We start from the raw sequence: 25,182 nt of genomic DNA, 5'->3' as shown, positions 1-25,182 counted from the left end.
CACGTGTACCATCAACATTTAACGAATCCTAGCTTGTCCACTGGATCAGCCTAGACGTTTTTCGGGCGTTAAATTAGCTAAATCTACCATAGCAATGGAGCTACCATTTTCAATACCCTCCACTGCTATCCAGACAAAATGACATTCATCACTTTCTTGCTGTCCTTCTACCCATTTACACGGCACTATTCATCGATAATGGTAGTCAAAGCAACGTCCACCATTTCATAAAAGGACTTTTCGCTTTCCTCATGTGTTAAGCATTCATTTGTGAGTAATTGACTCCCTACCGTCAAAATGGATAATGCCTTTACCCCATATTTAGCAGCTAGCGTATAGAGCGCTGTGCTCTCCATTTCTACCCCTAGCACACCGAATTCCATAAACTTGTGAAGCCTGTCTAATGTTTCACGATAAAATTCATCCGAGTTATATATATTGCCTACAAAGACATTTCCTTTTTTACCTTGTGCCTGCTGATACGCCTTCATTAATAAAGAAAAATCTGCTGTAGGCGCATAATTATTGCCTAAGAAAATTTTCTCCGTCAAATTACTGTCTGAGGATACTGCTTGGGCGAGGATGATATCACGGATATTAATTTCCTTTTGCATCGCACCACATGTGCCGATACGAATCATTTGCTTCACGCCATAATCGTTTACCAGTTCAGTACCATAAATACTCATCGACGGATTGCCCATCCCTGTCCCTTGAACAGATATCGGCACACCTTTGTACATCCCCGTGTAGCCATACATCCCTCTTACTTCGTTATAGCAAAATGCATTTTCTAAAAAATGTTCCGCTACAAACCTTGCACGTAAAGGATCACCAGGAAGTAATACCCTTTCAGCTATTTCTCCCTTTTTTGCACTTAAATGCCTACTCATTTCTATTCCTCCAAGTCATAAAATTTATCTACAATCCATTAGGTAACCGTTTTCATTTACCATCAAAAAATACCCATAGCTATTTCCAAACCGACTCCTCTTAAAAGGAATCCGTCCAGAAACTACTATGAGTATAAGATTTTTTTACGATGATCAACTAGACCAGATTATTACGTTGTGTACGGAAAATATTTGACCAAATTACTGAAGTAATTCTTTCCGTATGTTATCTAAATCTCTTTTGGAAGGAATCGTTGAAATAATGACAACTGGCACAGTCTTTAGGTCAACAGGGAAATTACTAATAACAAAATCAATCTGTTGCTGCTGGACCATTTCGTCAGTAAGTCCTTTCAAAATGGACGTATTAATAATCAGTTGATCCCCTATTTCATTTTTTATTAGATTCGCTATATAATGGCGGATTGAAAACTCCTCACCAATGACCAAAAAAGCACTTTTACTTTTATAATTAAGGCCAGAACGAACAAGTAATGTTAATTTTGTTAGATGATAGTCATTATATCGAACAGAAGGATAGATTAATTGCCACTTGTGCAGACACGTCTCCATATCTTGATAAATTTGCTGACACTCATGGTGAACATACGCGGTTAAATTACTTTTTGAAATCATCATCCATTCAGGAATGGCATTATCGATTAAAAGCTTGTCAAGGAACTCATATACTTCCAAAATAAATCGCTCATTCCTATTTAAATTCGGGTAAGCCTCTGCCAATAAAGCTAATAGCTGCTGGCCCATTTGATCTTCTTCTCTATTCTTGTATAATTCGATTTCTTTCTGTGGTGTCATCTCTGACCCTTCATAATAATGATATTGGCTTAGACTAAATAGCGCTTGCAGGAAAAACAATTCATTATTTGGCAATTCCATTGAAAATCTTTCTTCCAGTGTCTTCGCAAGTTTTTTTACGGGCCCATAGAAAATACCTTTTTCCCACAGGTAATGACCGTCATTCATTTTTACGTAGTTCTCTTTTTTTATTCGTTCCAGAACAATTGCTACTAAAAAGGATAATTTCCTTTTGGAATTGATGAAATAAACAATATTTTTTTCATTCTCTATAGTTGTGATTAATTGATGAATAACATCAAAGTCACTATTCGTAAATGGCCACCCCGTAAACTCGTAAGCATCCCCATAAAATTTCCAATAAAAATAGCGGATATTCAATTCATTTCCCTTTACTGCTGGCGTCGAGTATGAAATTCGTAATTGATATGGCTTTAAATCATCATTATTTAATTGCATAATCAATTTCTTCAAAGAGGAAGTGCTCATAAACATGGCTTCCGCAAGCTCCTCCATTGAGCAGTGATCCTCATTTGTAAACAATACATCCATAAGTTGATAAAAGGTTGTTTGCCTGAACATGCTGGCAATCACTTCACTAACCGTTGTACTGCGCCCATCACGTTGTAGAAAAATGCCCTTTCCTCTAGACACTTCAATGGTCATCGTTGATGGCAATTGCGAACTAATCTCCTCCACTAACTTTCGTATCGTTTTATCAGAAATATGTAAACTTTGTTCAACCTCTGCTAAGGTAAACCATCTTTGCTCAGCATCTAGCAAAGTTAATAATTGGCTAGCTAATTTGAATTCCTTATCCATGCCTTCACCCTTCTCTATCATTCACAAAAAAGGACATACATATCGATATGTATATCCCTTTCTCTTTTATTTCATATACGTATTTAATAATTGGTCCATACGAGCATTGAGCTTCTTCAGATCCACTGCTGATACCGGATGATTCACAAGCTGATATTTTTCTTTCAGCTGAATGATTCGACGGACACTGTCATTAATTTGCTGCTCTGAGATTTTTCCGTTCTTTACGGCTGCCTTCAATGCATCTATGGCCGTTGTGACATTGGCGAATTCATGGGCAATTAAAATAATATCATTTCCCGCCTTCACAGAATCTACAGCAGCTTGCCCGATACTAAAATGATTCGTAATGGCTTTCATCGTCATATCGTCGGTCATTACAACCCCATCAAAGCCAAGCTGATTTCTTAATAGCCCAGTAATAATTTCCTTCGACATCGATGAAGGGAATTGTTGATCGATTTTAGGTAATAAAATATGGCCGACCATCACCACATCAACACCCTTATCAATGGCCGCTTTAAATGGAATAAGCTCCAGCTTATTTAAATCGTCAAGACTTTTCGACACTTTAGGAAGCTCTAAGTGAGAATCTACTGATGTATCACCATGACCAGGGAAATGCTTGATGACCGGAATCACCTGCTGACTTTCTAAACCTTGCATGGTCTGAATACCTAATTGACTAACGATATCAGGCTTATTAGAAAACGAACGATCCCCAATAATCGGATTGTTCGGATTGCTGTTCACATCCATGACAGGGGCAAAGTCTAGGTTGAAGCCAAATGCCTTTAATTGTTCCCCTAACAATTTTCCAATCTCATAGGAGAATTGTGGTTGATTGATTTGCCCAATCTTTTGGTTCGTCGGGAAATTTTTTAACGGCCCCGGTAACCTGACTACTTTCCCCCCTTCTTGGTCAGTTCCCAAGAATAGTGGCAGTCGATTAGTCCCATTCGCTGTCATCAAATCATTCATCAGTGAGACCGTTTGCTGTGGTGTTTCAAGATTATTGGCATAAAGAATCAATCCTCCAATCTTGTAATCACGAATCAAACTTTTAGTCTCTTGCTGAAGGGATGTGCCTGAAACACCCGCAAACATCATTTGACCAAGCTTTTCATCCAATGTCATCTGGTTGATCGTCTCTGCTATCTCATCCGTTATTTCTGTATAGACAGAGATGTGATGAACAGCAGGATTGGCCTCATTGTCAGTCGGCTTTGGCAAAATCCACTTTAGTTGATAGTTGGCGTTCACTTGATACACCAAAATAATTTGATCGGTCTTTGTATCCTGATAATAGCGGACCTCATCCGGCTCGCCTAACTTATTTTTAATATCTGCTAAATGAATATTCCTTATATTTGCTTTAAACGAACGGATATCGAAAGCTTTTGTACGTTGAAAGCCAATCGTTATCTCTTGTTGAAGAAAATCTTCGTATTGTGCATTAGCGGTCTCCATTACTTGCTGAGGGTCCCCCCATTGCTGATGAACCGTACGACTATCTGATTCCCCTGCGGTAAATGGCACATCAGGTACTTTCCCTTCTCCCGCTAGGTTGACAATTTCCTGAATGACTACGTCAAGATTTCCGGTATCGCCGCCCTCAGTAGCAGTATCGCTATGCTCTTGGACTGGGGGTGACTCCGAATTTCTAGTCGTTTGTGTGGCTGGTCTCATCTTCATACCGATAAAAAAGAGCAAACCCATTAAAATCAGCACAAGAAATACGAGAAAGCCACGTCTTCTTTTATGCATGAAAAAACCTCCTCAATCCAACCATTAGTAGTAGCATATCATTCTACCAGCTAACGTTATCATATCTAACGAATGAATTCAAAATATGTGAAATCAACAGAAACAACTCTCTCTTTAGAAAATATTATCGTAAGCTAGCAAAAATGCGGAGGAAGATGTTAAAATATTCTCATAAAGGGGGAGGCAAGGTATGGGGAAATTAAGTAAAAGGAATATATTGTGGATTGTACCCATCGGTATTTTAGGGGTGTTTTGGTACTTCTATGGTCCACAAAAGGATATTACAGACAATGAATATATTACATATGTAAAAAACTATTCTTATGAAAATAGTACAAAAACATTAGAAAATGGCTTTGCTGCTGCCTGCGAAAATCCGTATTGGGTTTATTTTGAAACACAGAAAAGACAGGATGTAGTCGAGTTCGAAGGAGATTGCTCCATTGATAATAAAGTTACAAAGGTCAATATGCAATTCCTTGTGGACAATGACAGGACAAAAGTTCAATCAGGTGCGATGTTAGTAGATAGTAAAATGCAGGAAGAAACGGATCGAGACCAGTTTTTACTAGCATTGGTCAAATAATTAGCGAATACCCTCATAATTACAACTATGAGGGTGTTTATCATATATCGGTGGATCTTGCGTCAGAAAACATAATCCAGAATGGGCTAACTATAACAAAAATTTTCAAGTTCATTTCAAATTTATTTTTGTGTATAGATTCTGTCGTTTAAATGGATAGTGGTTATTTGACAACAGTTGTAATAACCATTTTCTCGTTTGTTCATGGGTTTTATATTCTTGAAAAAAATGATGATAGTTTGCTATTTGGCCTTCCAAAAATTCATATTGATTATAGTATTCAAAAAAAGACTTATATAGCATATCAATTTGTCCCTCTGGAATTTGATTTATTACATCGCCTAAAACATAACTTAACGTTCCTGATATGTTCACACAGTAGTAACGAAAATCTTCATAGAAATCTACCACATCAGGTAAATTCAAAAATTCTGTTCGATAATCCTCACATATTTTATTAATATCCTTAGTAGGAAATGGCTTTTTTAATTCATTTTCCAATTCAGCTAGTTTTTTTATTATATTATCCATATTTCGGCCCCTATAAGTGTGTCATTTAACAAATTTATTTTTTAGTCAAAGCACAAACGTTCTTAAGCTTCTTTTGGGAAGGTTCTTGAAATGCTTGCCGCACTAAAGCAGCAATTCGTTAAATAAGTAAATTTGTTTTGCGTAGGATTCCCAATCTTTATTATCAGTATTTATTTCAATTGTAGGAATGATTGAATTTGCTGCTTGACTCCTATACGCTGGTTGTTGTTCTAATAATAATTCACATGCCAATTTCATTTCTTTTGAGGTTTTCCCCTCCCATTCATGAGGATTTCTTCTACATATTATTCTTTGCTCTAAATTCTCTGGTGACACAGTTAATAAAGTACATCTCGCCCGCATTTCAAGTAACTGGGCTTCTAATTCCTTAATTTCATCTGATATTGAATGAGAAAATGCAACCCGATGATTTAAATGAAACCTTTCAAATATAAAGAATAAGCCTTTTGAACGTTGGGTTTGTCCAACTATCCTGCTCCGCTACTTTTAGTAGAAAAAACTCTACTCCATATGGAAGTAAAGCCCCCATAAATCAATTCGCTAATAGATATTTATTAGAAGTTATTAACCATTACATTTAAAAAACTAAACATATTCGGTAATATAAAAATCAAAAATAGCCCTGTAAATGAGAAGGTTATAAATCTTTTCCTATCTATGCCAACTCTTAATTCCCAGAGTCCCAAACAAACTAAATACAAACCTATCAACATACTAACCATTGGTAATAGTACTAAATAAATATTCATTTCATTTTCTCCTTTTTTATATGTAGCTCTTCTAACTGACATAGTCCGTTTACTCTAATACGGTCAAAATGAGTATAAGTTCCAATTATAAGTAAATTATCCATTCAAAAAAAATAAAAACTCCGCCTTATAGAAGAGACGAAGTTTAAATTCATGGTACTACTCTAAATAGCTTTAGAAAGTTCATTTTGCAGGATTATTATGATCCTCCCTGATAACGATAGCTACTGTTACCTCCTACATTATTCCATACAAATATTCATTGTCGAGTTGGGATATCTTAGCTCTATTTGTTTACTAACTAATATCCGTTCCCTTGCCCTATTAAAGTAGTAGTCTAAGAAACATCACTGATTTCGAGGGAGTCTATTTATCACATACCCAAGCTTACAAATCTATTGGCTTGCCGCCTGTCACCCCATATATCTGACCGGTGATATAGCTTCCTTCATCCGAGGCCAGAAGAACATAAACGGGTGCAAGCTCTACTGGCTGTCCCGCACGGCCGAGAGGAGTATTTTGACCAAACTCAGGTATTTCTCCTTCTAATTTCCCGTTATCCAACTGAAGCGGCGTCCAAATCGGGCCAGGTGCGACACCATTGACACGGACACCTTTAGAAGCAAAGTACGAGGACAGGGATACCATAAAGTTGCTTATCGCACCTTTTGTAGCGGCATAATCCATGAGAGATGAGGATGGATCGAAAGATTGAACTGATGTGGTGGTAATAATTGCACTTCCTGGCTTCAGATGCTCTTCAGCAGCTTTGACGGTCTCGAACATGCTGATGATGTTTACTTTGAAAGTGTCTTGCACTTGGTTGATTGTTAGGTCACTTAGAGATGGCTGTGCGATTTGTTGCGCAGCATTTAATACCAGCAGGTCCAATCCACCAAAGGCTTCCACTGTTTTTGTAACAATCTCTGTCGCAGTACCATCTTCCCGTAAATCATATGGTAGCAGTAGTGCTTTTCTGCCTTCTTTTTCAATTAATGTTTTGACTTCGTTGGCATCTTCCTCTTCGCCCGGGAAGAATTGAATGGCCACATTCGCCCCTTCGCGTGCGTAGGCAATAGCAGCGGCACGACCAATCCCAGAATCGCCTCCGGTAATTAAGGCATTGCGCCCTTCCAGACGATTGTATCCTTTATATGATTCTTCTCCACAGTCAGGTTTGGGGCTCATTTCATTCTGTAGCGCTGGAGTGTTCTGTTCTTGATCTGGGAATTTTCCCGTATGATATTTCTTACGTGGGTCGGTTAGATGTGGGTTTGCCATTATCAATCATCTCCTATATTAATTATTTTAAAAACACTTTGTGAGCTTGCACTAATTAAATGCGGTTACATTTTTTGAATACCCTGTGATCATTTACTCTAAACAGCTACAGTCATTTACTCTTTTCCTACAAAAGAAAAAACACCCCATGTAAGCGAGCAAACTAGTCCGATTTTGAAATGGATAGTTCGAACACTTACACTGAGTGTTTTAAGTCCCTCTATATAGTTAGTAGAGGGAAAGATATTTAATATTGTTTTGTATGTTTAACTAGCTGTTCATACTTAAACTTGTAACGCCTCAATCGTTTGGGCTACTTGTTCTTCTGTTAAATTATGACGCACGATGTAGCGGTTGCGCTCATGCTTTGTACATTCAATTGTACAGCCACCTAAATGCTTGGCTTCATTTTCTTCAGATGCGATAATTTGTTTGTTACATTCAGGATTTGCACAGTTAATGTAACGTTCACAAGGCTCTCCGTCATAATGATCCCGACCGATAATCACATGCTCTACTTGATTGATGGGCACCGTTAAGCGCTCATCAAATACATACATTTGTCCGTCCCATAATTGGCCTTTCGCAACAGGGTCTTTTCCGTATGTTGCAACACCGCCATGTAATTGACCGACATCACCAAAGCCTTCACGTTTCATCCAACCTGAAAACTTCTCACAACGAATGCCACCCGTGCAATATGTTAACACATTTTTCCCTTCGAATAACTCGCGGTTCTCACGTACCCATTCCGGTGTATCCCGGAAGTTTTTTACATCTGGTCGAATCGCACCACGAAAATGGCCGACATCGAATTCATATGTGTTACGCACATCTAATACGACTGTATTTTCATCCTGCATTTCTGCAAGGAATTGTTCTGGTGACAGGTAGCGACCTGTTAATTCATGCGGGTTTACGTCTTCTTCTAAGCCTAAGTTTACTAACTCAGGTCGAGGGCGTACGTGCATTTTTTTGAAGGCATGATCATCCGCCGCATCAATTTTGAAGACAATACCTTCAAATAATGGGTCAGCTTGCATGTTTGCCATGTATTGCTCTGTTTGCTCAATCGTACCTGAAACAGTACCGTTAATGCCTTCATTGGCTACTAAAATACGACCTTTTAAACCGATCTCTTTACACATTTCTAAGTGCGTTGCTGAAAACACAGCTGGATCTTCAATCTTTGTGTAATGGTAATATAATAAAACTTGATAATTCATTGTTTTCCACCTATCATTTCAATATTTGCAGGATATTCCTGATAGTGTCTTTTACGACCTATTAACAATAAAGGAAAATCACTTAAAATGCTATCGGTAATTAGACTGAAATAGTTATAAATATTGTTAATAAATTTGTGAATTGGTCAGCGAACCTTTTTATCAAGAAGTGTTATTGCACAATCTAGCCTGCTTCATAAAGAAAAGATGCTTTCTTATTTCAAAGCATCCGATTGGGGTATAACTATTAAATTTGGTGAGGAGTCGAGAAGCCTCATTACTTTCAGTAAGCTAAGGTTATTTACTTTTCTAAATGCTTTATCGCCAACATCGAGTGATCCTGAATGATGCCTGTATCTACAAAGCCAAAGGAAGCATATAATGTTTTAGCTTTGGCATTGCTTGTATGATAAAAGAGAGTTACATACTTCGCTTCCCCATATGGCATCTGTTCAATTTCCATCAACATTTTTTCAAAGGCAAGTTTGCCATATCCTTTCCTTTGATACCTTTTGTCAATCATCATATGCCATATAAAATAGCTCTTCTTTCCGTAATAATCTTCATTTTCAAATGATTCATGATCTAACGTATCATAAATATACATCATAAACCCAACCACAACTTCATCGAGATAAATGGCAACGGGAGTCGCTGGTATCCCGTCTGTATTCAACATATGAGCATCTGCAAAACTTTTGAGATTCGTAGTTTCTAAAAAGTCCTTCTGTTTTTCTTCAACCTCAAGTGCTATGACTTCTTCTATGTTTTCACCGGTTATTTTTCGTAATTCAATCATTCTTATTTCCCCTTCTTTACATTTTCTCTGTTTTCCTAAAGATAAATTGATCATCAGGATTCCAAATATGCAAGTCGTCAGCAACATAACCACGTAGCCATAGTACGCCGGCAATTTTTCTAAGGTAAAATCCTTTAGGAAAATCATCATCATCACGTATTATCTCTGATGCTATTGTGATGGATCCAGAAGGAGCTTGATGTTGTTGTAGAGAATTCCCTAAATCTCCCTCAGCTTGGTCTAAATATTCAAGTCTTACGTAAGGTCCAACCTCAAGTGGACATAATTCCAAACCAAGTTTATTCGCTTGTTTTATAAGCTGAGGCATAGTAGCTCCATCAGGAAAACCAAGATTCCTAACAGCCAGTTCAACAGTATTTAGGCTGTACTTTGTTTCAGAAGTAATAAATTGATCATCAGATAATAATTGCTCACCATAATGATTCATCGAGATTGAATGTTCTTGTAACTTTTGAATAAGCTGCCATTTTGTTAGTCCACCAATTTCTATTGATTTAACAATAACAGGGCAATCAGGATAAATGCCCATTTGTATCCCTCCTAACATAATAAAAAAAATAACACACCCTAATTATACATATAATGGAAAATGAATAAAAGCTACCATTGACGTTCAAATCCTTTTCCTCTGCTGTTATAGCTTAAGTATATTTGTTCACGGAATCTTTTATATACAGTCTAATCGGTATGAAGAAAAGCACAGTTCTTGTTGCAGAATTGCGCCCGATTGTTGAAGATCGTTATTCAACTAAAGCCCTCGTTAGTTCAATAGAGAATAACACCCACGTAAATAATTTGGGATTTCTTCTTCTTGGACACTTGCAATCTCCTTAAATGTGACTCCTTGTTCTAATAAAGCTGTTACTATCTCCCAGCCAACAAAGTATACTTCCCTGTCGTGATTAGTAGTTCCAGTGCCAAATGTAAATTTTGTAATAATTTCAGAAGAAGAATCATCTAAATATGGAACAATTCCTTTTATAATTTCTTCCCTCACCAATTTACAAGAATTGAACCATTCTTGCTTATGTTCGATATACTTTTCATCTGGTTTACCAGGGACAATAAACTTACTTACTTGTGTCGCCAATCCTTCTTGCAAAATTGTTGAAGCAATGGTTCTCTCCCAGTTAGGTGTTAAGTTTGCAGTCTTAGAATGAACAACGTGAGTAAGTTCGTGAGAAAGTGTTATATCGGAGTCTCCACATTCAATTGGGATACACAGAGCCAATCGATCTTGGTCATATGGCGCTACAAAGGCGTTATTTTCAAATCCACCTACAAAATAAATTAATACTAAGTTAATTGGCTTATCATAACCTAATAAAGTCTTTACTTCTTTTAAACAATTTTCAACCTTTGTTAGGTTTTCTTTCCAATTTTCAATGTAGTTTATGTTCTTTTTATATTTTTCCCAAGCCCCATAGAATAAGGATTTAGCAATCTTTTGTCCTTCATCACCTGGAGGTACAGCCGCAAAATTGTAATGCTTTTTCCATATCTTCCATCGTTCTTCATCGTCCAACCATTCAAGGTTTGCTCTCTCGTAAAAGTCTAAGAATTTCGGAATTAAATTTATAAGCTCAATATTGTTCAAAGAATAACCCCCAATTAAAATATCTCTTTTTTAAACTAAACTGGCTCTTTAGTTTAAGTATATTCTTTCATAATTTTACCTAAATTTTAACATAAATATCCAGATATTTTTATGGTGTTACTCCATAATCTGGCCCGTTTGTTGAATAAACAACTTTATTGTTATTTAAAATCTCCATAGAGATTATAATTCGGCTATCTATATCAAAATGAAACAATTCGATAATTAGTATTGGCATAGATGACAGACAAATAATTTTTGGAACAAGGGAGTTGCTTGGCTGTCTTAGGAATAATTCGTTAGCTATCAAAAGTAACAACTCTGAGAAAAATAATAATAGTTTCAAAACAGGAATTTACATTTACTATACTTGTAAAAAATGAGTAAAATTATATTGTAAATAGAATTATGTAACTATTTTTGGGAGGTACATTAATAAAAGGGAAAATTGACAATGACTAATTATAAAAAAATATTTATTGCTGGGCTTACAGCTTTCACAATTCTTAAAAATAGAATAAAGTTACATTTCAATTGAAATGCCTAATTAATTGAAGAAGATCATACGAACATTGTAATCCCTTATATGCCCAAAGCGTCGTTTGGTACGTGTCATAAAAAATGTTATTCAATAATCTGGCCCTTTATAAAAAACACTTTCCTTATTCAAGGAAAGCACCCGATTGTTGAGAGTTGTAGCCTTTTGACATTCTTTATAAACTCTTTATTATCAATTATTGCTACCTCTACAAACCTATTCATCCACATCACAATCCCAACGAAGAATCACCTTCTAAATTGAGTTAGTATTAAAATAATGAAAACTAGCGTCAATCCGATAATACTGATGAAAGATGCCACTTTTATATAACGAATAGCACCATCTGCTATTTGTGGTTCTTCTTTGTACATCCATCGCTTTCCCCATAATAAGCTTTCTTGAGGGTAGAAATAGCTCCAAATTAATACCCCATATAATGGCATCGCTAAAATAAGGACTACGATTGTATCAAACATTTTTAGCATCACCCCCAAAAATCGTTACATATCAATCCCTATTTGAAGTATTCATTTGTATTCCATGAAACATCCAATAGATGAACAAACTTTTCTTTCGATTTCTCACTGATTCTAATTTAATTGAAGTTATTGTGGCTGTTCTTTTTTTAACAAAGAATAGATAAACGTATCATATGCCTTTTCCTTTTGCACCATATAGTCTCTTAGAATTCCCTCTTGCTGAAACCCTAGCTTTAGCAGTAGCTGATTGGATGCTTCATTTTCTACATACACGACAGCTCCAATACGTTGTAAATTCATGTGTTCAAAGCCATAGTTGATTACTTGCTGGATTGCTTCTTTTGTGTACCCCTTACGCCAGTAATCTGGATGGATTTCATAGCCGATTTCCGCTCGTTTATGGGGAGCAGACCATAAATGATAGCCAATCGTACCCATGACCTCTCCTGTTTCTTTAAGCTCAATACCCCACCGTATACCTCTTTTTTCCTCGTAGTTTTTGTCAAAATGCTTGATTAACTGTTCAGCCTGTTGTTTTTCTATAAAAGGTTCCTGCCCATAATAGCGTGTGACCTCCTCATTTGAAAGGCAATGAAAAATTGCAGCTACATCAGCCTGCGTCAGTTCTCTTAACTTAAGTCGGTCCGTTTCTAACATTGGAAACATCGGTCTTCCCCCTTCATCATTTCTTATCCTTAACCATCAAGCATAATGGCGTCTTGCTCACTGGTCATGATGTGCTTTCCCATTTCATCTACCTATTGGAGAAAACATATTTATTCCATCTTATGAAATTTCCATTTTCTGTACAAGTTATTTCTCTTAAATTTTAATAGAAATAGCAATTATTACTATATAAAAATTATAAAATAGTTTATAATAGAAAGCTGACTATGCACTCCTACTTAAAGCATATAAAGGTGATTTCAACATGCTATCTTATGAACGTATTCTAATAATGGTCCCGCCGGTTCCCTAGCTACGCTTTCTACTTGTAACGAACAAAGTAGAATTTGCTTGTAGGAGGGCAATATGTTGAAAAAACAGGCAGTACCATCTTTATTGTTAATGATTGTTCTTGTGGCGTTCCCACAAATTAGTGAAACCATTTATACACCATCTCTACCGGACATTGCAGATGCACTTGGTGTATCCAATAGCTCTGTCCAATTAACCTTAAGCATCTATTTTATTGGATTTGCATTAGGTGTTTTTTGCTGGGGATGGATTTCTGATATTATTGGTCGTAGACCTGCCATGTTAGGCGGTTTAGTTTTTTATGGAGTAGGGAGCGCATTATGTTTTTATGCGGACACTATCTCCATTCTAATCATCAGTCGTTTTATTCAAGCATTCGGTGCTGCTACTGGCTCTATTATTACGCAAACCATTTTGCGCGAAAGTGTAACCGGTAATAAACGACATGGTATGTTCGCACAAATTTCCGCAGTCATTGCGTTTACTCCTGCGGTAGGACCTTTAATTGGGGGCTGGGTGGATCAAGCACTCGGCTTTCGGGCAGTATTTTTTGTCCTTGTGGTCATGAGTATAGGGTTGTTCATCTATGCCTATGCCAGACTACCTGAAACAACGCAACCAGCTACTAGGCAAAGAATAGCGATTTGGCCAGTCCTCAAACGCATTTTTGCTTCGCCGACCGTTCTTGTCTATGGTTTGCTCATCGGGGGCATTAACGGTGTGCTATTTAGCTATTATGCGGAGGCACCTTTTATTTTCATTGGTCACTTTCAGATGACGCCTGGACTCTATGGATTTCTTGGCATCATCGTAGCATTGGCCTCGATTTTAGGAGCGATGATCTCTAAGCGACTTATCGCCACGCATCCACCTCAACAAATTATTTATATAGGTTGTTCCGTGATGTTGATGGGCGCTTTCCTTTTAATGATTGTCTGTACTTTACCATTGCCTATTAGTATGCTAGCCATGAGCATCATGGTTACCATTTTTATCTTGCTGTTAGGCTCGGGCATTGCCCTTCCTAATTGTTTAAGTCTAGCATTGGTAGACTTTCAGGACGTCATTGGGACAGCAGGTGCCATCTTTAGTCTCGGCTATTACTTGCTTGTCAGTGTAATCACATCTGGTATGAGTTTGCTTCACAATGAATCCTTGCTGACGATGCCTCTTTATTTCTTGGTGTTAACGATCATGATGTGGTTTAGTGCAAAAAAATATATTCGATAATGGATGCTAGCGGGCATCTTATCTAATTAAACAAAAATGCCACCCTGTTTGCTGAGGGTGGCTTCTTCTTTTATTGAAAATAGTGTTCGACCACTTCCTGTGCGGATTGAAACACTTTATTACTTTGTGTTTTATAAAGGAATTTAGGATTCGTACAGGCTTTCTCCAGACTTTTAGCTTGCTTTAGCTTATCCGTCATTTGCTCAATAATATCCGTATAGCCATCTAGCTGATTTGAAATTTTAGGCAGCATAATAGGTGAGATGTCTAACACAATTGACACCTGATCCTCTGCGTAGCTATTTAAATTGATAAAAAAGCATTGTTCCAAATGCTTAGAATGTTTATCGACATTAATGACCGCCTTTTGAAAATGGGCAACTAGGCCTGTAGAAGTTTGTGTAATGTTAAAGCCTTGCTCTGTCAAATGTTGTTCAATGAGCTGTAGAAACTGATCGACCTCAGCATCTAGTTTCGGCGTGACCGTTGATTGGATTAAATCATCACAATTTTGATAAATTGTATCAATTTCAGTCTGTTTTTCAACAAGTATTTTAAAATTGGACATTGAATACACGCTTCATCTCCCCTTTTTATTAAGGTAGACATTCATGAAGCGTTTTAGTCATAATCATAAAAAATTAACAAACCTAGGGAGGTTCCTATGATAAGAAACTCTGTCAAAGCCATCATCCTCGTGGATGGTGAAATATTGCTGATCAAAAATAAAATTACAGAGGAATATTTTTATATTTGTCCTGGAGGCGGACAGGAGCATGGTGAAACATTTCATGCGACACTTCAACGAGAATGCCTTGAGGAAATTGGTGCTTCTGTCCATATTGGAAAACTTCTTTTTATCCGCGAATATATTGGAAAAAATCATGAGCATGCTGCCTTTGACGCAGATGTTCATCAAGTAGAGTATTATTTTCTATGTCAGCTCCATGAACAATTGCACCAACCCTCTAATCCAGATAGTCACCAAATTGGGACTGAATGGGTCTCAGTGGCAAAGCTCCATGAGTTCCAACTTTATCCGAAAGCATTAATTCCACAACTTCAGCGATATGTGCAAGGGCTAGAAACAACTATTTATTTAGGTGATATCAATTAGCAAAGGCTGCCTATTTTTATAGACAGCCTTCTTCAGCCTCAAATGGTTTTACCATCGTATAATAGCTACTGCCAGGCGGATAATCTTTTATTTCTCCCACCATTTGATAGCCTCTTTCCTCATAAAACGTACGAGCTTGGAACGAATAGGTGGTAAGCAACGCCTTGTTAGCGCCCATTTCCTGTGCAGCTATTTCTGCTTGTGCCAGTAATTTACTGCCCAAGCCTTTTCCTCGATATGCTTCTTGAAACCAAAATTTATGTATTTCCATCCATCCCCAATACACTTCTGCGGTCAAACCCCCAACCCATTGCTGGTGTTGATCAGTAACGATCAAATGGAGAGGACGAACGGCTCCCTTCTTCCTACTTTCTCGATGGTGAAAAGAATGTTCGTTATTAAAGCTACGAATTTTTTCACTTAAAAAAATCGCAAAATCATCATGCTGTTCATATAAAATTGAAATATGCGTATCGATATGGGGTTCCTCCTAATCCTGATAACGCTTCAAAAGTTTGTTTTGATGCGCCACGAAAATTTCCTCAAGTGGTATATCATATTGATTGGCAATGACAATAATATTCCCTATAACATCACCTAGCTCTTCCATAAGCTCTTGCTTATTTTCCTCATAGGATTGTGTTATTTCATCAGGTCGATCTCGGCCAATTTCTAATGCTCGTATAGCTCTAGCAACCTCGCCTGTTTCTTCTGCTAAAAAGCCAATTCGTGTAAATATGTTGAGCTCTGACCACCCACGGCTTTCATAGTAGTCCTTCACCCAATGTTGGAACTCATTTAATTCCATTTTTGCTCTTCCTCCATTTCTTTCCTATTCAAATTAAATTATACTATAAAAGAATCTCATCAGATATGGAGGAATCAATAATGAACAGTATCGCAGTATTTTGCGGATCTAGTATCGGCGCTTCAGACGCCTATCGTGAAGGCGCAATTCAACTTGGGAAAGAGCTAGCCAAACGTCAAATTACCCTTATTTATGGTGGGGCAAGCGTTGGCATTATGGCAACAGTAGCCGATACTGTGCTACAAGAAGGTGGAAAAGTTATTGGCGTGATTCCAACCTTGTTAGAGGCGCGTGAAATTGCGCATCAGCAGTTAACAGAACTGATCGTTGTCAATACGATGCATGAACGCAAAAGTAAAATGATGGAACTAGCAGATGGCTTTATTGCCCTACCTGGTGGTCCTGGTACATTAGAGGAATTTTTCGAAGTGTTTACTTGGAATCAAATCGGCCTCATCCAAAAACCTTGTGCCATTTTCAATATTGAACAGTATTTCGATTTATTAATTTCATTTTTTGATCATATGCAACAGGAACAATTTTTAAAAGCACAATTTCGAGAAGCATTAATCGTTGACGCAGATGCGGTAGCGCTTTTAGATAAATGTCAAAGCTTTGTTCCTCCAGCTATAAAAACCTACGAGCTAAGCAAATAATCAGTTGGTAAGGTTAGTCATAGTCATACTCGACTGATCTTACCACCGCTTCTTTTTATCTCGTCGCATCTCGTTTTTTTACCACAAGTACAGCTACCAATACCATGATGAGCTTCACCACAATTATGATTATATACAAGCTAAATGATAATATGGCTGGTAGTAAAACAAGCCACCATGACCAAGCAATAATATCCGTTAGCTTTAATAGGACCAAAACAACAGTTAATACTTCTACAATGCCCATCTCTTCACCACCTTTGTCTGTAGACTATGTACCTACGTATAGGGAAATAATAAAGGTAAATCATACAACAGTAGAAAGTTCAATGTATCCTATTTCTGCAAAAAGTGAGTTTGCACCTTTAATAAAAGCAGAATTTGCTTTTCCATCCGAAGCTTAAAGATGTTGAATTGTTAACAGACGAATCATTAGCAACCATTATGAAGAGAGGATTTCTCTTTAGAATGGTTTTTTACTTTTTCAGTCATTAGCCACCTTCAAAAAAATAATATGAATAATGCGCAACATGAAATGGCACATTACTTGTAGGAGGTGGACAAATTATGTCGAGAATTATTGGTGTTGAAGAATCATTATCTAATATTGAAGAGGCTTTAAAAGCGAAAGGCTATGAAGTCATCCAGCTTAGCAATGAAGAGGATGCCAAAAAATGTGATGCCTGCATCATTACGGGTCAGGACAGAGACGTCATGGGGATTAGTGACCCAGTTATAGAAGGTCCTGTCATTGATGCGAATGGGCTTTCAGCTAACGACGTCGTTCAACGTGTCGAAAAATATTTTCATTAATCATGAAGTGCTGTCGCGAAAATATGGCGAGCAGCACTTTCTTATTGGTTCTCCTTACATACTTATAATATCTACTTATAATACACCTAATAGTTGTACAAAATAAATAATAGGAACTTTAAAAAGTAGGGAGATATATGAGCCAAAAAAATATCATGCTTGTAATTTTAATGCTTACAACTACACTCCTCATGTCAGGCTGTTGGGATGTAACAGAACCCCAACGGATGTATTATGTGCAAGGTGTTGGTGTTGATTATAAGGATAATGAATATATAGCGTACATCCAACTTATGAACTTTGCCAATGTAGCAAAAACAGAACAATCGAATCCACAAGCTGCACCAACTGAAGTCGGGAAAGCTACAGGAAAAACAATTGAAGAAGCAATCTATAAATTGTATCGTTCAATGGACCAAGAAGTCTTTTGGGGACATATGACCTATCTCCTTTTCTCAGAAAAAGCGATGGAAAGTGAGCATGCTATTCCCATTATCGACACGTTTCTACGCTTTCGAGAAACAAGATATCATATTTGGGTCTATTGTACACAAGACCCCATCGAGGAAGTTTTATTAGTATCTCCTATTCTTGAAAAATCACCGACTGCGACCAAGCTGAGTAATCCTAAAAATACTTCGAGACAAGAATCATTTGTAGAGCCGGTGAACTTGAGACAGCTAGTCATTGGTTTAAATGAGCCGAATCATGAAATGAAGGTCCCATTCATTTCCATCAATCAAGACTGGGAAACAGCCAAGGAATCTCGCACTGAAACTGTTTTTGCAGGTGTCGGTATCCTGTCAAAGAACACCTTTAAAGGCTTTATTAAAGGCAATACAGCACGAGGAATTGAATGGATGAATAATGAAACGAAGCAAGGAGAAATCACGATCAAATTAAACAATACGGAGGAGCGCGACTACTTAACTGTTGATATTAAAAAATTAGATGTCAATGTCAAACCAATTGTTGAAAACAATCAAGTAAAATTTGAAGTGTATTTAAAATTTAACACCATTTTGAATGGCTTTAAAGGAAAAGTGACAGCGAGCCAGGTCAGAAAAAAAGTAGAAAGTGAAGTCAAAAAGGAAATTATGGCTACGTTCCAGGAAGGTTTAAACATGGATGCGGATGTCTATCGATTGTCAGAATATCTCTATCGCGATAATGTAAAGGTATGGAAAAACATACAGAAGGATGGCAAAATCCCTTTAACCAAGGATTCCATTAGTAAAATCGATATTCATATTAACAAAGTAAGCCCTGGGCGAAAATCATTTGAAGAAACAATTACCGAATAATAAAAACGACCACCCCTATTAGGAGTGGTCTCTTGTTTATGATAATACTTGATGAAGCTGATCAAGGACAGCTCCTCTACTTATTCCTCCGTGATAGCATACAACCGTTTCGATATCGAGGTCTAGGTATTTCTGTAAAGACTCCTGAGCTTCCGCTAAATCTAATACAGACGGTTCATGGATACCCGCAATATGGCCTTCTACACTGTATAGGGAGTCACCGGCAATTAATATTTTGCTTTGTGTCAAATAAAGACTGAGATGGCCTGGCGTATGTCCAGGTGTATGGATGATTTGAATGCCTCCGCAAAAAGGCAATTCTTCACCATCACTCAAGGTCACATCCACTCTTCCCTTTGGTGGATTTTCTAAATGCGCATCTTTTAATAATGGTAGCTCCCCTTGAATATACGGTTGCTCCAGTGCATGCGCATATACTCGTATATGCTGTCCACATGTCTGTATTAATTCCGGCAAGCACCCAATATGATCCACATCCTGATGCGTGAGAATGACCGCACTTAGCTGGTCCAAAGAAACACCAACCTGTGCCATCGCCTCTCGCAATTCCTCCATTTGTCCAGGAAAACCTGTGTCTATTAACACAGCCATATCTTGATCCCACAAAAGCGTTGGATGAATAATGAATCCTTGATAGCTCAGTTTCAGTACCTTTACACCTTTTGATATTTCTATAGCATTTGCCCCCTTTGCCAAACATGAAAAGATAATGGTGATCCTCTTTTAGTTTCTGCTTTCAGCCTAAAATTTCCTGCCATCCCTATCATGGACTTAAAATTTTATTGGCTACATATGATTATTTTTTCTCGTTCTCTTAGCATCTTTATAAACAAACAGAGCAACAAGAAGAAAGCTTATACTAACAACACGGAAAATCATCTCTAAACTAATCCATTCAGCTAAAAGCCCTAAGGTGAATGCGCTAATGCCAACTCCAATATCAAAACTAGAAAGAAATGTGGCATTCGCTGCACCACTTTTTGCCTCACTTACTTTTTGAACTGTCCATGTTTGTAAACAAGGCATAACGGTTCCATAGCCCGCTCCGAATAGGATAGCTGCGATAATAAGCATCCCATTATTTGTCGCGTAGGATAACACAATCAATGATAAAAAACCTAGCACTGCTGACACAATGATAATCGACCACGGCCCCGTTTTATCAAACCATTTTCCTGTAAATGGACGTAGTAAAGTGGAAACCATCGCATTGATTAGGAAAAATAAAAAAATTTGATCTAACCCTCTTTGTTCGCCATATAGCACAAGGAAGGTAATAATTGCACCAAAGCCAAGCGTTGTCATAACAGTCAGTAATGCTTGAAACCATACTTCTCGTTCGAAAATCGCTTCTATAAATCGAAATGGCTGCTTCTCATGTTTAACCGGTTCAGCAGAATAAACAAATTGAAGAGCTATCACTGCCAAAAGGCAAAGAATGACGGAAGAATAGATTAATAGTTGGAAAGAAAAAGAATGATAGATTAGGATGCCTAAGCTAGGGGCAATGATAGCTCCCACTGTTGTTGAAATAGAAAAATAGCCTATCCCTTCACCTAATCTTGTTTTTGGAATTAAATCCACCGCCATTGTACTATTCGCAGTTGTTGACACTCCCCATGTTACTCCATGGAAAAACCGTAATAGTAGGAAGAGCCAGATTGTGCTCAAAAAGGGATACATAATTGTAATCATTAATAACATAACCCCCGCACCAATTGCTAAACCTTTTCTATTGTTATCGACTAAATAATAGCCTACAAAAGGTCTAATGATAATAGCCCCTATTGTAAATACTGTAGTAACCAACCCTACCTGAAAAGGAGAAGCATGTATGCTAATTAAATAGGCTGGTAAAATAGGTAGTAACATTTCAAATCCTATAAAAGTTAAAAAGTTACTAATAAATAAAAAAAGAAATGCTGAAGTAAAAATTCTTTGTTTTTGCATGTTAAAATTCCTCGCTTCTAATTAATCTTTTTTAAATTAGAAGCGCTTGGCACACTGAAACATTCCTAAATTGCCTTAACTTTTTAAGCAATCGTCTCACCCTTTCAAAAGCTTTATTTTTAATAATTCTTCTTTAACAACACAAAAAGACGCCAGCTAACCGGCGTCATAACATGTATACAGTATTTAAAAAGAACAATCATAAAGGATCTTCTTTATCTATTAAATACACAGGCAAAAAGCTTTCGGTTGCTGAATTCTATATGAAGTTTTTCTAAAAAACGACAGACTGGTCCCGTTGAATTGAAATCAGCTAATTGTAAAAATGTTTTAACTTCAATTGCAGCCATTCTGAAAACAGTTTCCATCACTTTTTGCCTCCTCTCGAAATATCAATACAATATAATTTAATACAAAATAATCAAAAAAGCAAATTCAGTTTTCCGCTCTCACATTCTTTTAGGGCTACTTGATACAACCTTATCATGTGAAGTTAGGTGAATTGTCCTTTATCTGTGTACAATATACCCTACCTTACGTGGTGCCACTACGTTTTGCTTTTCAACACTTTTCATACGATCATCTGGCGTTTTTTTCATAGGAGTTATCAAAAGTTCAAACATGGTTAATTGTTTATCCATTTTCATCCCCCTTTATGATTCTTAAAAGGTATTGTACACTCTATTGGCTGCTTATCTTATATATGTTTAATAACTAGATTTTATACTAGAGGAAAAAATAGAGACATCTTTATACCTAGTACTTTCATTTGAATAAGAAAAAGCAACCTGTATCTCGACTGAATAAAAGGAATATACCCTTTCATTACTCTAGTAAGTAAAATAGCGGAAGTAACATGAACCCTACTAGCAAAAGCACTGGAATCAAGGAAACAATTAAAGCCAATATTCTTAGCTTCCCCTTTTGACTAAAAAGAGCAGCTAGAAATGACCACAATATCCCCTATTTCAGAGGTTCCATTCACTACAATGGGGGTAATAAAAGCAAAGACCATGAACAAAGAAAATAATAACAATGAAATCATACTCAAATATTTTATCAACACAATTACTTCACCCCTTCTGGTTTTTTCTTCCATTATTTTAACATAAAACATTTCATATCTTATGCAACTAAACGGCTCAGAAGTTCAATAAAAAAAGAGCTGCGAATGCAACTCATAAGCTACTACCTTCACTTCAACTGTTTTAAAGCTCTCCTTCTTGAATACCTTTTTATAAAATTCGTGCAGTCTCCCCGTCGATTATTTTAATATGTATAAACGACGAACCGCCTCCTTGAATATGATTGGGCACGTCAGATAAATCAAGTAATTCCTTTATATGAATGAACTTTTTACGATTAGGCTCAATCTTCACATAATAAGGGCCAGCTACATTCATCAGAGACGCGATACGCTGTCCGTTATCCGTTAAATGATCATCTAAAAACTCTAGCTCAAATGACACCGCTTCATTACTTCGATTTTGTAATTCAAGATGACATTCTCCTTGTAATACATCTTTGCTTACTACATCAAATTGGCATTCGCCATTCTCAGTATAAGAAATCGCCATAATGCCACGAGCGAATGTCTCTTGATAGATGGTCATCAGAAGAATGGGTAATAAGGCAAAGGTGATTAGCACTACACCCATTGATAGGAGGTGAAATTTTTTCAGACCCTTGACAAGAAAAATCAAAGCAAGGATAAAGAGAGCTGAACCAAGTAACCCAAGCAGCACATAGCCCTCATCAGTGAGGATTGGGAACGACATAAAGGAAACTCGTGCATTCACCATTTGATAGTTAGGAAATGGGAAAAATAAACACATACAAATTCCTAAAAGGATGATGGACGTAACAAGCGCCCCTTTATTTCTTATCATATTCTCCCTCCTCTAGTAGAAAAGCAAATAGGCGATGCTCCATTTCTACTTTTGCGCACATAATTCTCTAAAATTACATCCACGACAATGCCATTTTTCTTGTGTTTGTTCGAAATCTTCCAAGTCCACAGGCTCGTTAGAAAAAATATCAGCTTGATACTTAACTATAACTTTCATAAAGTTTCAGTGAAAATCAAAAGCTCTATTTATTAACGATTTTCAATCATTGTATTTTCATTATTAATCACCAACTGTTACTAAAAGTCATTTTGGGTCACTTTTTGGTCACTTTTTAGTCACTCGAAGTCGCTTGTTTTTATGAATAATTAATTAAGACCACCCATCACGGAGTGGTCTTTTATATACAATTCAAACTAACAGTTAAGATATAAATAAATTAGACTGCTCTCCTACAACCTCATTAAAGTAACTTTTTAACCATTCGTATTTCATCTGTACATTTGATCTTGCTTTATTTTTGTTAATTTCATTTTCTATCAGTTTTTTAGCTTTATTTAGAGCAAATAAAAATTCATCAGGAGGAAATTCATGACCTTGATTTAAAAAATCTACATACCATTGTCCATCACGATCTCTCTTTATTAAACTATTTACTATTTCTAAATCAGTACTATTATTAATTTTGGAAATAATAGTAAAAACATCTTTACTAATAATAACTCTCGGATATATAGCTGATTTACTTTCTAATTCATAAGCTTCAACCATTGCAGGACCATACACTATAGTATTCTTATGGCAGAGCTCTCCAGTAGCAATTCCTCCACGTAGCAATATTCCTCTACATATCATATCTAACTGAATATAAACTACGTCCATTAATAAAGAAAATACATTGTTAGGATTAGCTACAGGATATGAAATTACTATTGAATCAGAAAATACAGTAATTTCTTTATCGTGTTCTTCATAAAGTTCATTATTAATAACTGACCCTATTTGAGAAATGTAGTTTAACGCATCTTTCAAGTTCGTAAAACTCACTTTATCTTCTATTGTCTTTTTGATATGTTCACGAAAACCTAATATGTCTATAAAAACTATTATTCTTTTTTCATATTGTTCTAATTCAACTACCATCTTATATCCCTCTTTCTTTTATATTTCACACCCTGCATATGATACCACACACTTTCCATTATATGGAGTATCTGAATCTGATTTTAACTAGTGATTATTCTATTTTTTAAATCGCATCACCAATTTGCTTTAAGATTTGTAAGAATAATGGACTGAGGTTTATCAATACATAACCCAACCCTGCATTCATAATCATTGACCACGCTTTTTCAGAATTACCAAGCATGAAGAAGAAACATGCACCAACCATGATCACCGAAGCGATAGGAAAACTAATCGCTACTAATATCTGTACAACTGGATCTAATGCAGTTGCTAGTATTTCTAATGACTTTTCAGCAATGATTCCAGTTGGTTGAGCTATTGTATTAACAGGGATTGTGGATAGTGTGGATGGTATTTGTGCTGAGACAGGTTCTATTGCTTGTTGTACTGGTGCGCTTACAGGTATAGCTGTGGAGGAATAAGTGTTATTGAATTTGTTGAACATGAGTAATCCTGTGCCAATGGCTGTTAATGTAGGAACTGATGCAGCCAGTGCTACATGCCTTAATGTTGCATACTTTTCATCACCTTCGAATCGATCACTATAATCTGTATATTCATTAGCAGGTACAACCTCAGTTCTAAAACGCTTTTTAAACATCTATATTCCCCCTCTTATTTCATTTATTGTGTACACCTTGCACTTTAGCCCTCCACAGGATGCTTCTAGCTGCTGCCTACGCAATTCTGTTGTTGTTAGCCATACAAGTGTTGGGTAATAACCTAATTGCTTCACAACGCTTGGCATGAGCTCCTTATAGCGTTTAATTTTCTCCCTGTTTTCTTTCATCGTTTGAAGATTATCGACTTCTAAAAAGTGTTGAAATCCATTACGTGAAAACATGCCATCCACAATGATTGAAGTGGCGCCATCCGATATTTTGACTTCATTCTTCCAATCCATAGGATACTTATAAAATAGCCAGAACTCATTGCGCATGATGGTATGTTGTACATGGCCACCTTTTTTGCGTATCTTGTCACAATCAACATAAAGGCGGCCTAAATTGTTGAGGTAATAAATCGTTTCGTAGCCGTCCCGAATAGCTGATAAGTAACTAGATAAATTGTGGAGGACCCTATTTGTATTTCGCTTCTTTCCTAAATTGAAATATCGGCTAAGTTGATCACGCGTCATAAA

General features: G+C 36.8%; 30 protein-coding genes. 6 read left to right on the top strand and 24 right to left on the bottom strand.

Features of this window, described 5'->3' with window-relative positions; translation table 11 throughout:
- Nucleotides 1-45 precede the first annotated feature (45 nt).
- The 4 genes from MKX57_RS09660 to nagZ all read right to left on the bottom strand — a co-directional run bounded on the left by MKX57_RS09660 (nucleotide 46) and on the right by nagZ (nucleotide 4,298).
- Nucleotides 46-186, bottom strand: a complete 141-nt coding sequence (locus MKX57_RS09660; RefSeq protein WP_164908691.1) for a hypothetical protein — start codon at nucleotides 184-186, stop codon at nucleotides 46-48.
- The gene (gene deoD, locus MKX57_RS09655) at nucleotides 186-893 is read right to left on the bottom strand and encodes a purine-nucleoside phosphorylase (RefSeq protein ID WP_008175971.1); all 708 of its coding nucleotides are present in this window, start codon (nucleotides 891-893) and stop codon (nucleotides 186-188) included. Before deoD ends, MKX57_RS09660 begins: the two co-directional genes overlap by 1 nt.
- A gap of 201 nt (nucleotides 894-1,094) precedes the next feature.
- Nucleotides 1,095-2,531 carry a helix-turn-helix domain-containing protein gene (locus MKX57_RS09650; RefSeq protein ID WP_237068771.1) on the bottom strand — a complete coding sequence of 479 codons (1,437 nt, stop codon included), beginning with the start codon at nucleotides 2,529-2,531 and terminating at the stop codon, nucleotides 1,095-1,097.
- Nucleotides 2,532-2,597: 66 nt separating this feature from the next.
- Nucleotides 2,598-4,298, bottom strand: a complete 1,701-nt coding sequence (gene nagZ / locus MKX57_RS09645) for a beta-N-acetylhexosaminidase (protein ID WP_089984795.1) — start codon at nucleotides 4,296-4,298, stop codon at nucleotides 2,598-2,600.
- Between the two features lie 190 nt (nucleotides 4,299-4,488).
- Between nagZ and MKX57_RS09640 the strand changes: the two genes are divergently transcribed.
- A complete protein-coding gene (locus MKX57_RS09640) occupies nucleotides 4,489-4,884 on the top strand; it encodes a hypothetical protein (protein WP_008175965.1) in 396 nt (131 codons plus the stop codon).
- Nucleotides 4,885-4,995: 111 nt separating this feature from the next.
- Here the strand turns inward: MKX57_RS09640 and MKX57_RS09635 are convergent, their stop codons facing one another.
- The 8 genes from MKX57_RS09635 to MKX57_RS09600 all read right to left on the bottom strand — a co-directional run bounded on the left by MKX57_RS09635 (nucleotide 4,996) and on the right by MKX57_RS09600 (nucleotide 12,795).
- Nucleotides 4,996-5,415 carry a YxiJ family protein gene (locus MKX57_RS09635; protein ID WP_089984797.1) on the bottom strand — a complete coding sequence of 140 codons (420 nt, stop codon included), beginning with the start codon at nucleotides 5,413-5,415 and terminating at the stop codon, nucleotides 4,996-4,998.
- A 1,157-nt stretch (nucleotides 5,416-6,572) separates the two neighbouring features.
- Entirely contained in the window at nucleotides 6,573-7,466 is an 894-nt protein-coding gene (locus tag MKX57_RS09630; RefSeq protein ID WP_089984799.1) for an SDR family oxidoreductase, read from the bottom strand.
- Between the two features lie 284 nt (nucleotides 7,467-7,750).
- Nucleotides 7,751-8,692: a rhodanese-related sulfurtransferase gene (locus MKX57_RS09625; RefSeq protein WP_008175955.1), complete on the bottom strand. Its 942-nt coding sequence runs from the start codon at nucleotides 8,690-8,692 to the stop codon at nucleotides 7,751-7,753.
- Between the two features lie 301 nt (nucleotides 8,693-8,993).
- Nucleotides 8,994-9,491, bottom strand: a complete 498-nt coding sequence (locus MKX57_RS09620; RefSeq protein WP_139150586.1) for a GNAT family N-acetyltransferase — start codon at nucleotides 9,489-9,491, stop codon at nucleotides 8,994-8,996.
- Between the two features lie 16 nt (nucleotides 9,492-9,507).
- Nucleotides 9,508-10,041 (bottom strand): helicase, encoded by a 534-nt coding sequence (locus MKX57_RS09615; RefSeq protein ID WP_090003164.1) that lies wholly within the window; start codon nucleotides 10,039-10,041, stop codon nucleotides 9,508-9,510.
- 231 nt (nucleotides 10,042-10,272) lie between these two features.
- Nucleotides 10,273-11,109: a DUF2268 domain-containing putative Zn-dependent protease gene (locus MKX57_RS09610; protein WP_342550982.1), complete on the bottom strand. Its 837-nt coding sequence runs from the start codon at nucleotides 11,107-11,109 to the stop codon at nucleotides 10,273-10,275.
- A gap of 786 nt (nucleotides 11,110-11,895) precedes the next feature.
- A complete protein-coding gene (locus tag MKX57_RS09605; protein WP_141395395.1) occupies nucleotides 11,896-12,126 on the bottom strand; it encodes a hypothetical protein in 231 nt (76 codons plus the stop codon).
- Between the two features lie 129 nt (nucleotides 12,127-12,255).
- Entirely contained in the window at nucleotides 12,256-12,795 is a 540-nt protein-coding gene (locus MKX57_RS09600) for a GNAT family protein (RefSeq protein ID WP_171366063.1), read from the bottom strand.
- Nucleotides 12,796-13,164: 369 nt separating this feature from the next.
- Here MKX57_RS09600 and MKX57_RS09595 point away from each other — a divergent pair, with 369 nt between their 5' ends.
- On the top strand, nucleotides 13,165-14,337 hold the full coding sequence (locus tag MKX57_RS09595) for a multidrug effflux MFS transporter (protein WP_342551119.1): 1,173 nt from the start codon (nucleotides 13,165-13,167) through the stop codon (nucleotides 14,335-14,337).
- Between the two features lie 70 nt (nucleotides 14,338-14,407).
- Here the strand turns inward: MKX57_RS09595 and MKX57_RS09590 are convergent, their stop codons facing one another.
- Nucleotides 14,408-14,905, bottom strand: coding sequence for a hypothetical protein (locus tag MKX57_RS09590; protein ID WP_008175908.1), 498 nt, complete (start codon nucleotides 14,903-14,905; stop codon nucleotides 14,408-14,410).
- Nucleotides 14,906-15,001: 96 nt separating this feature from the next.
- On the opposite strand from MKX57_RS09590, the gene MKX57_RS09585 reads away from it, so the two are divergent.
- Complete coding sequence (locus MKX57_RS09585) at nucleotides 15,002-15,454, top strand: NUDIX domain-containing protein (protein WP_342550981.1); 453 nt, start codon at nucleotides 15,002-15,004, stop codon at nucleotides 15,452-15,454.
- 16 nt (nucleotides 15,455-15,470) lie between these two features.
- Here the strand turns inward: MKX57_RS09585 and MKX57_RS09580 are convergent, their stop codons facing one another.
- Nucleotides 15,471-15,866, bottom strand: coding sequence for a GNAT family N-acetyltransferase (locus MKX57_RS09580; protein ID WP_342551118.1), 396 nt, complete (start codon nucleotides 15,864-15,866; stop codon nucleotides 15,471-15,473).
- Between the two features lie 78 nt (nucleotides 15,867-15,944).
- Nucleotides 15,945-16,262, bottom strand: coding sequence for a MazG-like family protein (locus MKX57_RS09575; protein WP_089984818.1), 318 nt, complete (start codon nucleotides 16,260-16,262; stop codon nucleotides 15,945-15,947).
- Nucleotides 16,263-16,342: 80 nt separating this feature from the next.
- On the opposite strand from MKX57_RS09575, the gene MKX57_RS09570 reads away from it, so the two are divergent.
- Nucleotides 16,343-16,918, top strand: a complete 576-nt coding sequence (locus tag MKX57_RS09570) for a TIGR00730 family Rossman fold protein (protein ID WP_107921876.1) — start codon at nucleotides 16,343-16,345, stop codon at nucleotides 16,916-16,918.
- 55 nt (nucleotides 16,919-16,973) lie between these two features.
- On the opposite strand, the gene MKX57_RS09565 is transcribed toward MKX57_RS09570, so the two are convergent.
- Nucleotides 16,974-17,165, bottom strand: coding sequence for a transmembrane Fragile-X-F protein (locus MKX57_RS09565; protein ID WP_089984824.1), 192 nt, complete (start codon nucleotides 17,163-17,165; stop codon nucleotides 16,974-16,976).
- 320 nt (nucleotides 17,166-17,485) lie between these two features.
- Here MKX57_RS09565 and MKX57_RS09560 point away from each other — a divergent pair, with 320 nt between their 5' ends.
- Nucleotides 17,486-17,731: a YkuS family protein gene (locus tag MKX57_RS09560; RefSeq protein ID WP_342550980.1), complete on the top strand. Its 246-nt coding sequence runs from the start codon at nucleotides 17,486-17,488 to the stop codon at nucleotides 17,729-17,731.
- 137 nt (nucleotides 17,732-17,868) lie between these two features.
- Entirely contained in the window at nucleotides 17,869-19,035 is a 1,167-nt protein-coding gene (locus MKX57_RS09555; protein ID WP_107921875.1) for a Ger(x)C family spore germination protein, read from the top strand.
- A 36-nt stretch (nucleotides 19,036-19,071) separates the two neighbouring features.
- On the opposite strand, the gene MKX57_RS09550 is transcribed toward MKX57_RS09555, so the two are convergent.
- The 8 genes from MKX57_RS09550 to MKX57_RS09515 all read right to left on the bottom strand — a co-directional run bounded on the left by MKX57_RS09550 (nucleotide 19,072) and on the right by MKX57_RS09515 (nucleotide 25,179).
- Nucleotides 19,072-19,731 (bottom strand): MBL fold metallo-hydrolase, encoded by a 660-nt coding sequence (locus MKX57_RS09550; RefSeq protein WP_043990052.1) that lies wholly within the window; start codon nucleotides 19,729-19,731, stop codon nucleotides 19,072-19,074.
- Between the two features lie 111 nt (nucleotides 19,732-19,842).
- Nucleotides 19,843-21,006 (bottom strand): MFS transporter, encoded by a 1,164-nt coding sequence (locus MKX57_RS09545; RefSeq protein WP_089984829.1) that lies wholly within the window; start codon nucleotides 21,004-21,006, stop codon nucleotides 19,843-19,845.
- Between the two features lie 215 nt (nucleotides 21,007-21,221).
- On the bottom strand, nucleotides 21,222-21,377 hold the full coding sequence (locus tag MKX57_RS09540) for a hypothetical protein (RefSeq protein WP_164908678.1): 156 nt from the start codon (nucleotides 21,375-21,377) through the stop codon (nucleotides 21,222-21,224).
- 138 nt (nucleotides 21,378-21,515) lie between these two features.
- Nucleotides 21,516-21,647, bottom strand: a complete 132-nt coding sequence (locus MKX57_RS09535; protein WP_255250286.1) for a hypothetical protein — start codon at nucleotides 21,645-21,647, stop codon at nucleotides 21,516-21,518.
- A 594-nt stretch (nucleotides 21,648-22,241) separates the two neighbouring features.
- Nucleotides 22,242-22,895 carry a hypothetical protein gene (locus MKX57_RS09530; RefSeq protein WP_089984831.1) on the bottom strand — a complete coding sequence of 218 codons (654 nt, stop codon included), beginning with the start codon at nucleotides 22,893-22,895 and terminating at the stop codon, nucleotides 22,242-22,244.
- Between the two features lie 381 nt (nucleotides 22,896-23,276).
- Complete coding sequence (locus MKX57_RS09525) at nucleotides 23,277-23,996, bottom strand: hypothetical protein (RefSeq protein ID WP_342550979.1); 720 nt, start codon at nucleotides 23,994-23,996, stop codon at nucleotides 23,277-23,279.
- Between the two features lie 106 nt (nucleotides 23,997-24,102).
- Complete coding sequence (locus MKX57_RS09520) at nucleotides 24,103-24,642, bottom strand: hypothetical protein (protein ID WP_342550978.1); 540 nt, start codon at nucleotides 24,640-24,642, stop codon at nucleotides 24,103-24,105.
- Nucleotides 24,643-25,179: a replication-relaxation family protein gene (locus MKX57_RS09515; protein WP_342550977.1), complete on the bottom strand. Its 537-nt coding sequence runs from the start codon at nucleotides 25,177-25,179 to the stop codon at nucleotides 24,643-24,645. It abuts the gene before it with no gap.
- Between the last annotated feature and the right edge of the window lie 3 nt (nucleotides 25,180-25,182).

The sequence above is a fragment of the Lysinibacillus sp. FSL M8-0216 genome (genome assembly GCF_038595555.1).
Classification (GTDB): Bacteria; Bacillota; Bacilli; order Bacillales_A; family Planococcaceae; genus Lysinibacillus; species Lysinibacillus fusiformis.
Note: the sequence above shows the minus strand (reverse complement) of the source record. Positions and strands in the feature narration are given on the sequence as shown.

Coding starts and splice junctions, on each gene's coding strand:
- MKX57_RS09520 (WP_342550978.1), bottom strand. CDS start 24,642: ATGTTTAAAAAGCGTTTTAGAACTGAGGTTGTACCTGCTAATGAATAT.
- MKX57_RS09590 (WP_008175908.1), bottom strand. CDS start 14,905: ATGTCCAATTTTAAAATACTTGTTGAAAAACAGACTGAAATTGATACA.
- MKX57_RS09545 (WP_089984829.1), bottom strand. CDS start 21,006: ATGCAAAAACAAAGAATTTTTACTTCAGCATTTCTTTTTTTATTTATT.
- MKX57_RS09535 (WP_255250286.1), bottom strand. CDS start 21,647: ATGGATAAACAATTAACCATGTTTGAACTTTTGATAACTCCTATGAAA.
- MKX57_RS09565 (WP_089984824.1), bottom strand. CDS start 17,165: ATGGGCATTGTAGAAGTATTAACTGTTGTTTTGGTCCTATTAAAGCTA.
- MKX57_RS09525 (WP_342550979.1), bottom strand. CDS start 23,996: ATGGTAGTTGAATTAGAACAATATGAAAAAAGAATAATAGTTTTTATA.
- MKX57_RS09640 (WP_008175965.1), top strand. CDS start 4,489: ATGGGGAAATTAAGTAAAAGGAATATATTGTGGATTGTACCCATCGGT.
- MKX57_RS09615 (WP_090003164.1), bottom strand. CDS start 10,041: ATGGGCATTTATCCTGATTGCCCTGTTATTGTTAAATCAATAGAAATT.
- MKX57_RS09560 (WP_342550980.1), top strand. CDS start 17,486: ATGTCGAGAATTATTGGTGTTGAAGAATCATTATCTAATATTGAAGAG.
- MKX57_RS09605 (WP_141395395.1), bottom strand. CDS start 12,126: ATGTTTGATACAATCGTAGTCCTTATTTTAGCGATGCCATTATATGGG.
- MKX57_RS09585 (WP_342550981.1), top strand. CDS start 15,002: ATGATAAGAAACTCTGTCAAAGCCATCATCCTCGTGGATGGTGAAATA.
- MKX57_RS09600 (WP_171366063.1), bottom strand. CDS start 12,795: ATGTTTCCAATGTTAGAAACGGACCGACTTAAGTTAAGAGAACTGACG.
- MKX57_RS09620 (WP_139150586.1), bottom strand. CDS start 9,491: ATGATTGAATTACGAAAAATAACCGGTGAAAACATAGAAGAAGTCATA.
- deoD (WP_008175971.1), bottom strand. CDS start 893: ATGAGTAGGCATTTAAGTGCAAAAAAGGGAGAAATAGCTGAAAGGGTA.
- MKX57_RS09575 (WP_089984818.1), bottom strand. CDS start 16,262: ATGGAATTAAATGAGTTCCAACATTGGGTGAAGGACTACTATGAAAGC.
- MKX57_RS09635 (WP_089984797.1), bottom strand. CDS start 5,415: ATGGATAATATAATAAAAAAACTAGCTGAATTGGAAAATGAATTAAAA.
- MKX57_RS09515 (WP_342550977.1), bottom strand. CDS start 25,179: ATGACGCGTGATCAACTTAGCCGATATTTCAATTTAGGAAAGAAGCGA.
- MKX57_RS09555 (WP_107921875.1), top strand. CDS start 17,869: ATGAGCCAAAAAAATATCATGCTTGTAATTTTAATGCTTACAACTACA.
- MKX57_RS09625 (WP_008175955.1), bottom strand. CDS start 8,692: ATGAATTATCAAGTTTTATTATATTACCATTACACAAAGATTGAAGAT.
- MKX57_RS09570 (WP_107921876.1), top strand. CDS start 16,343: ATGAACAGTATCGCAGTATTTTGCGGATCTAGTATCGGCGCTTCAGAC.
- MKX57_RS09630 (WP_089984799.1), bottom strand. CDS start 7,466: ATGGCAAACCCACATCTAACCGACCCACGTAAGAAATATCATACGGGA.
- MKX57_RS09650 (WP_237068771.1), bottom strand. CDS start 2,531: ATGGATAAGGAATTCAAATTAGCTAGCCAATTATTAACTTTGCTAGAT.
- MKX57_RS09530 (WP_089984831.1), bottom strand. CDS start 22,895: ATGATAAGAAATAAAGGGGCGCTTGTTACGTCCATCATCCTTTTAGGA.
- nagZ (WP_089984795.1), bottom strand. CDS start 4,298: ATGCATAAAAGAAGACGTGGCTTTCTCGTATTTCTTGTGCTGATTTTA.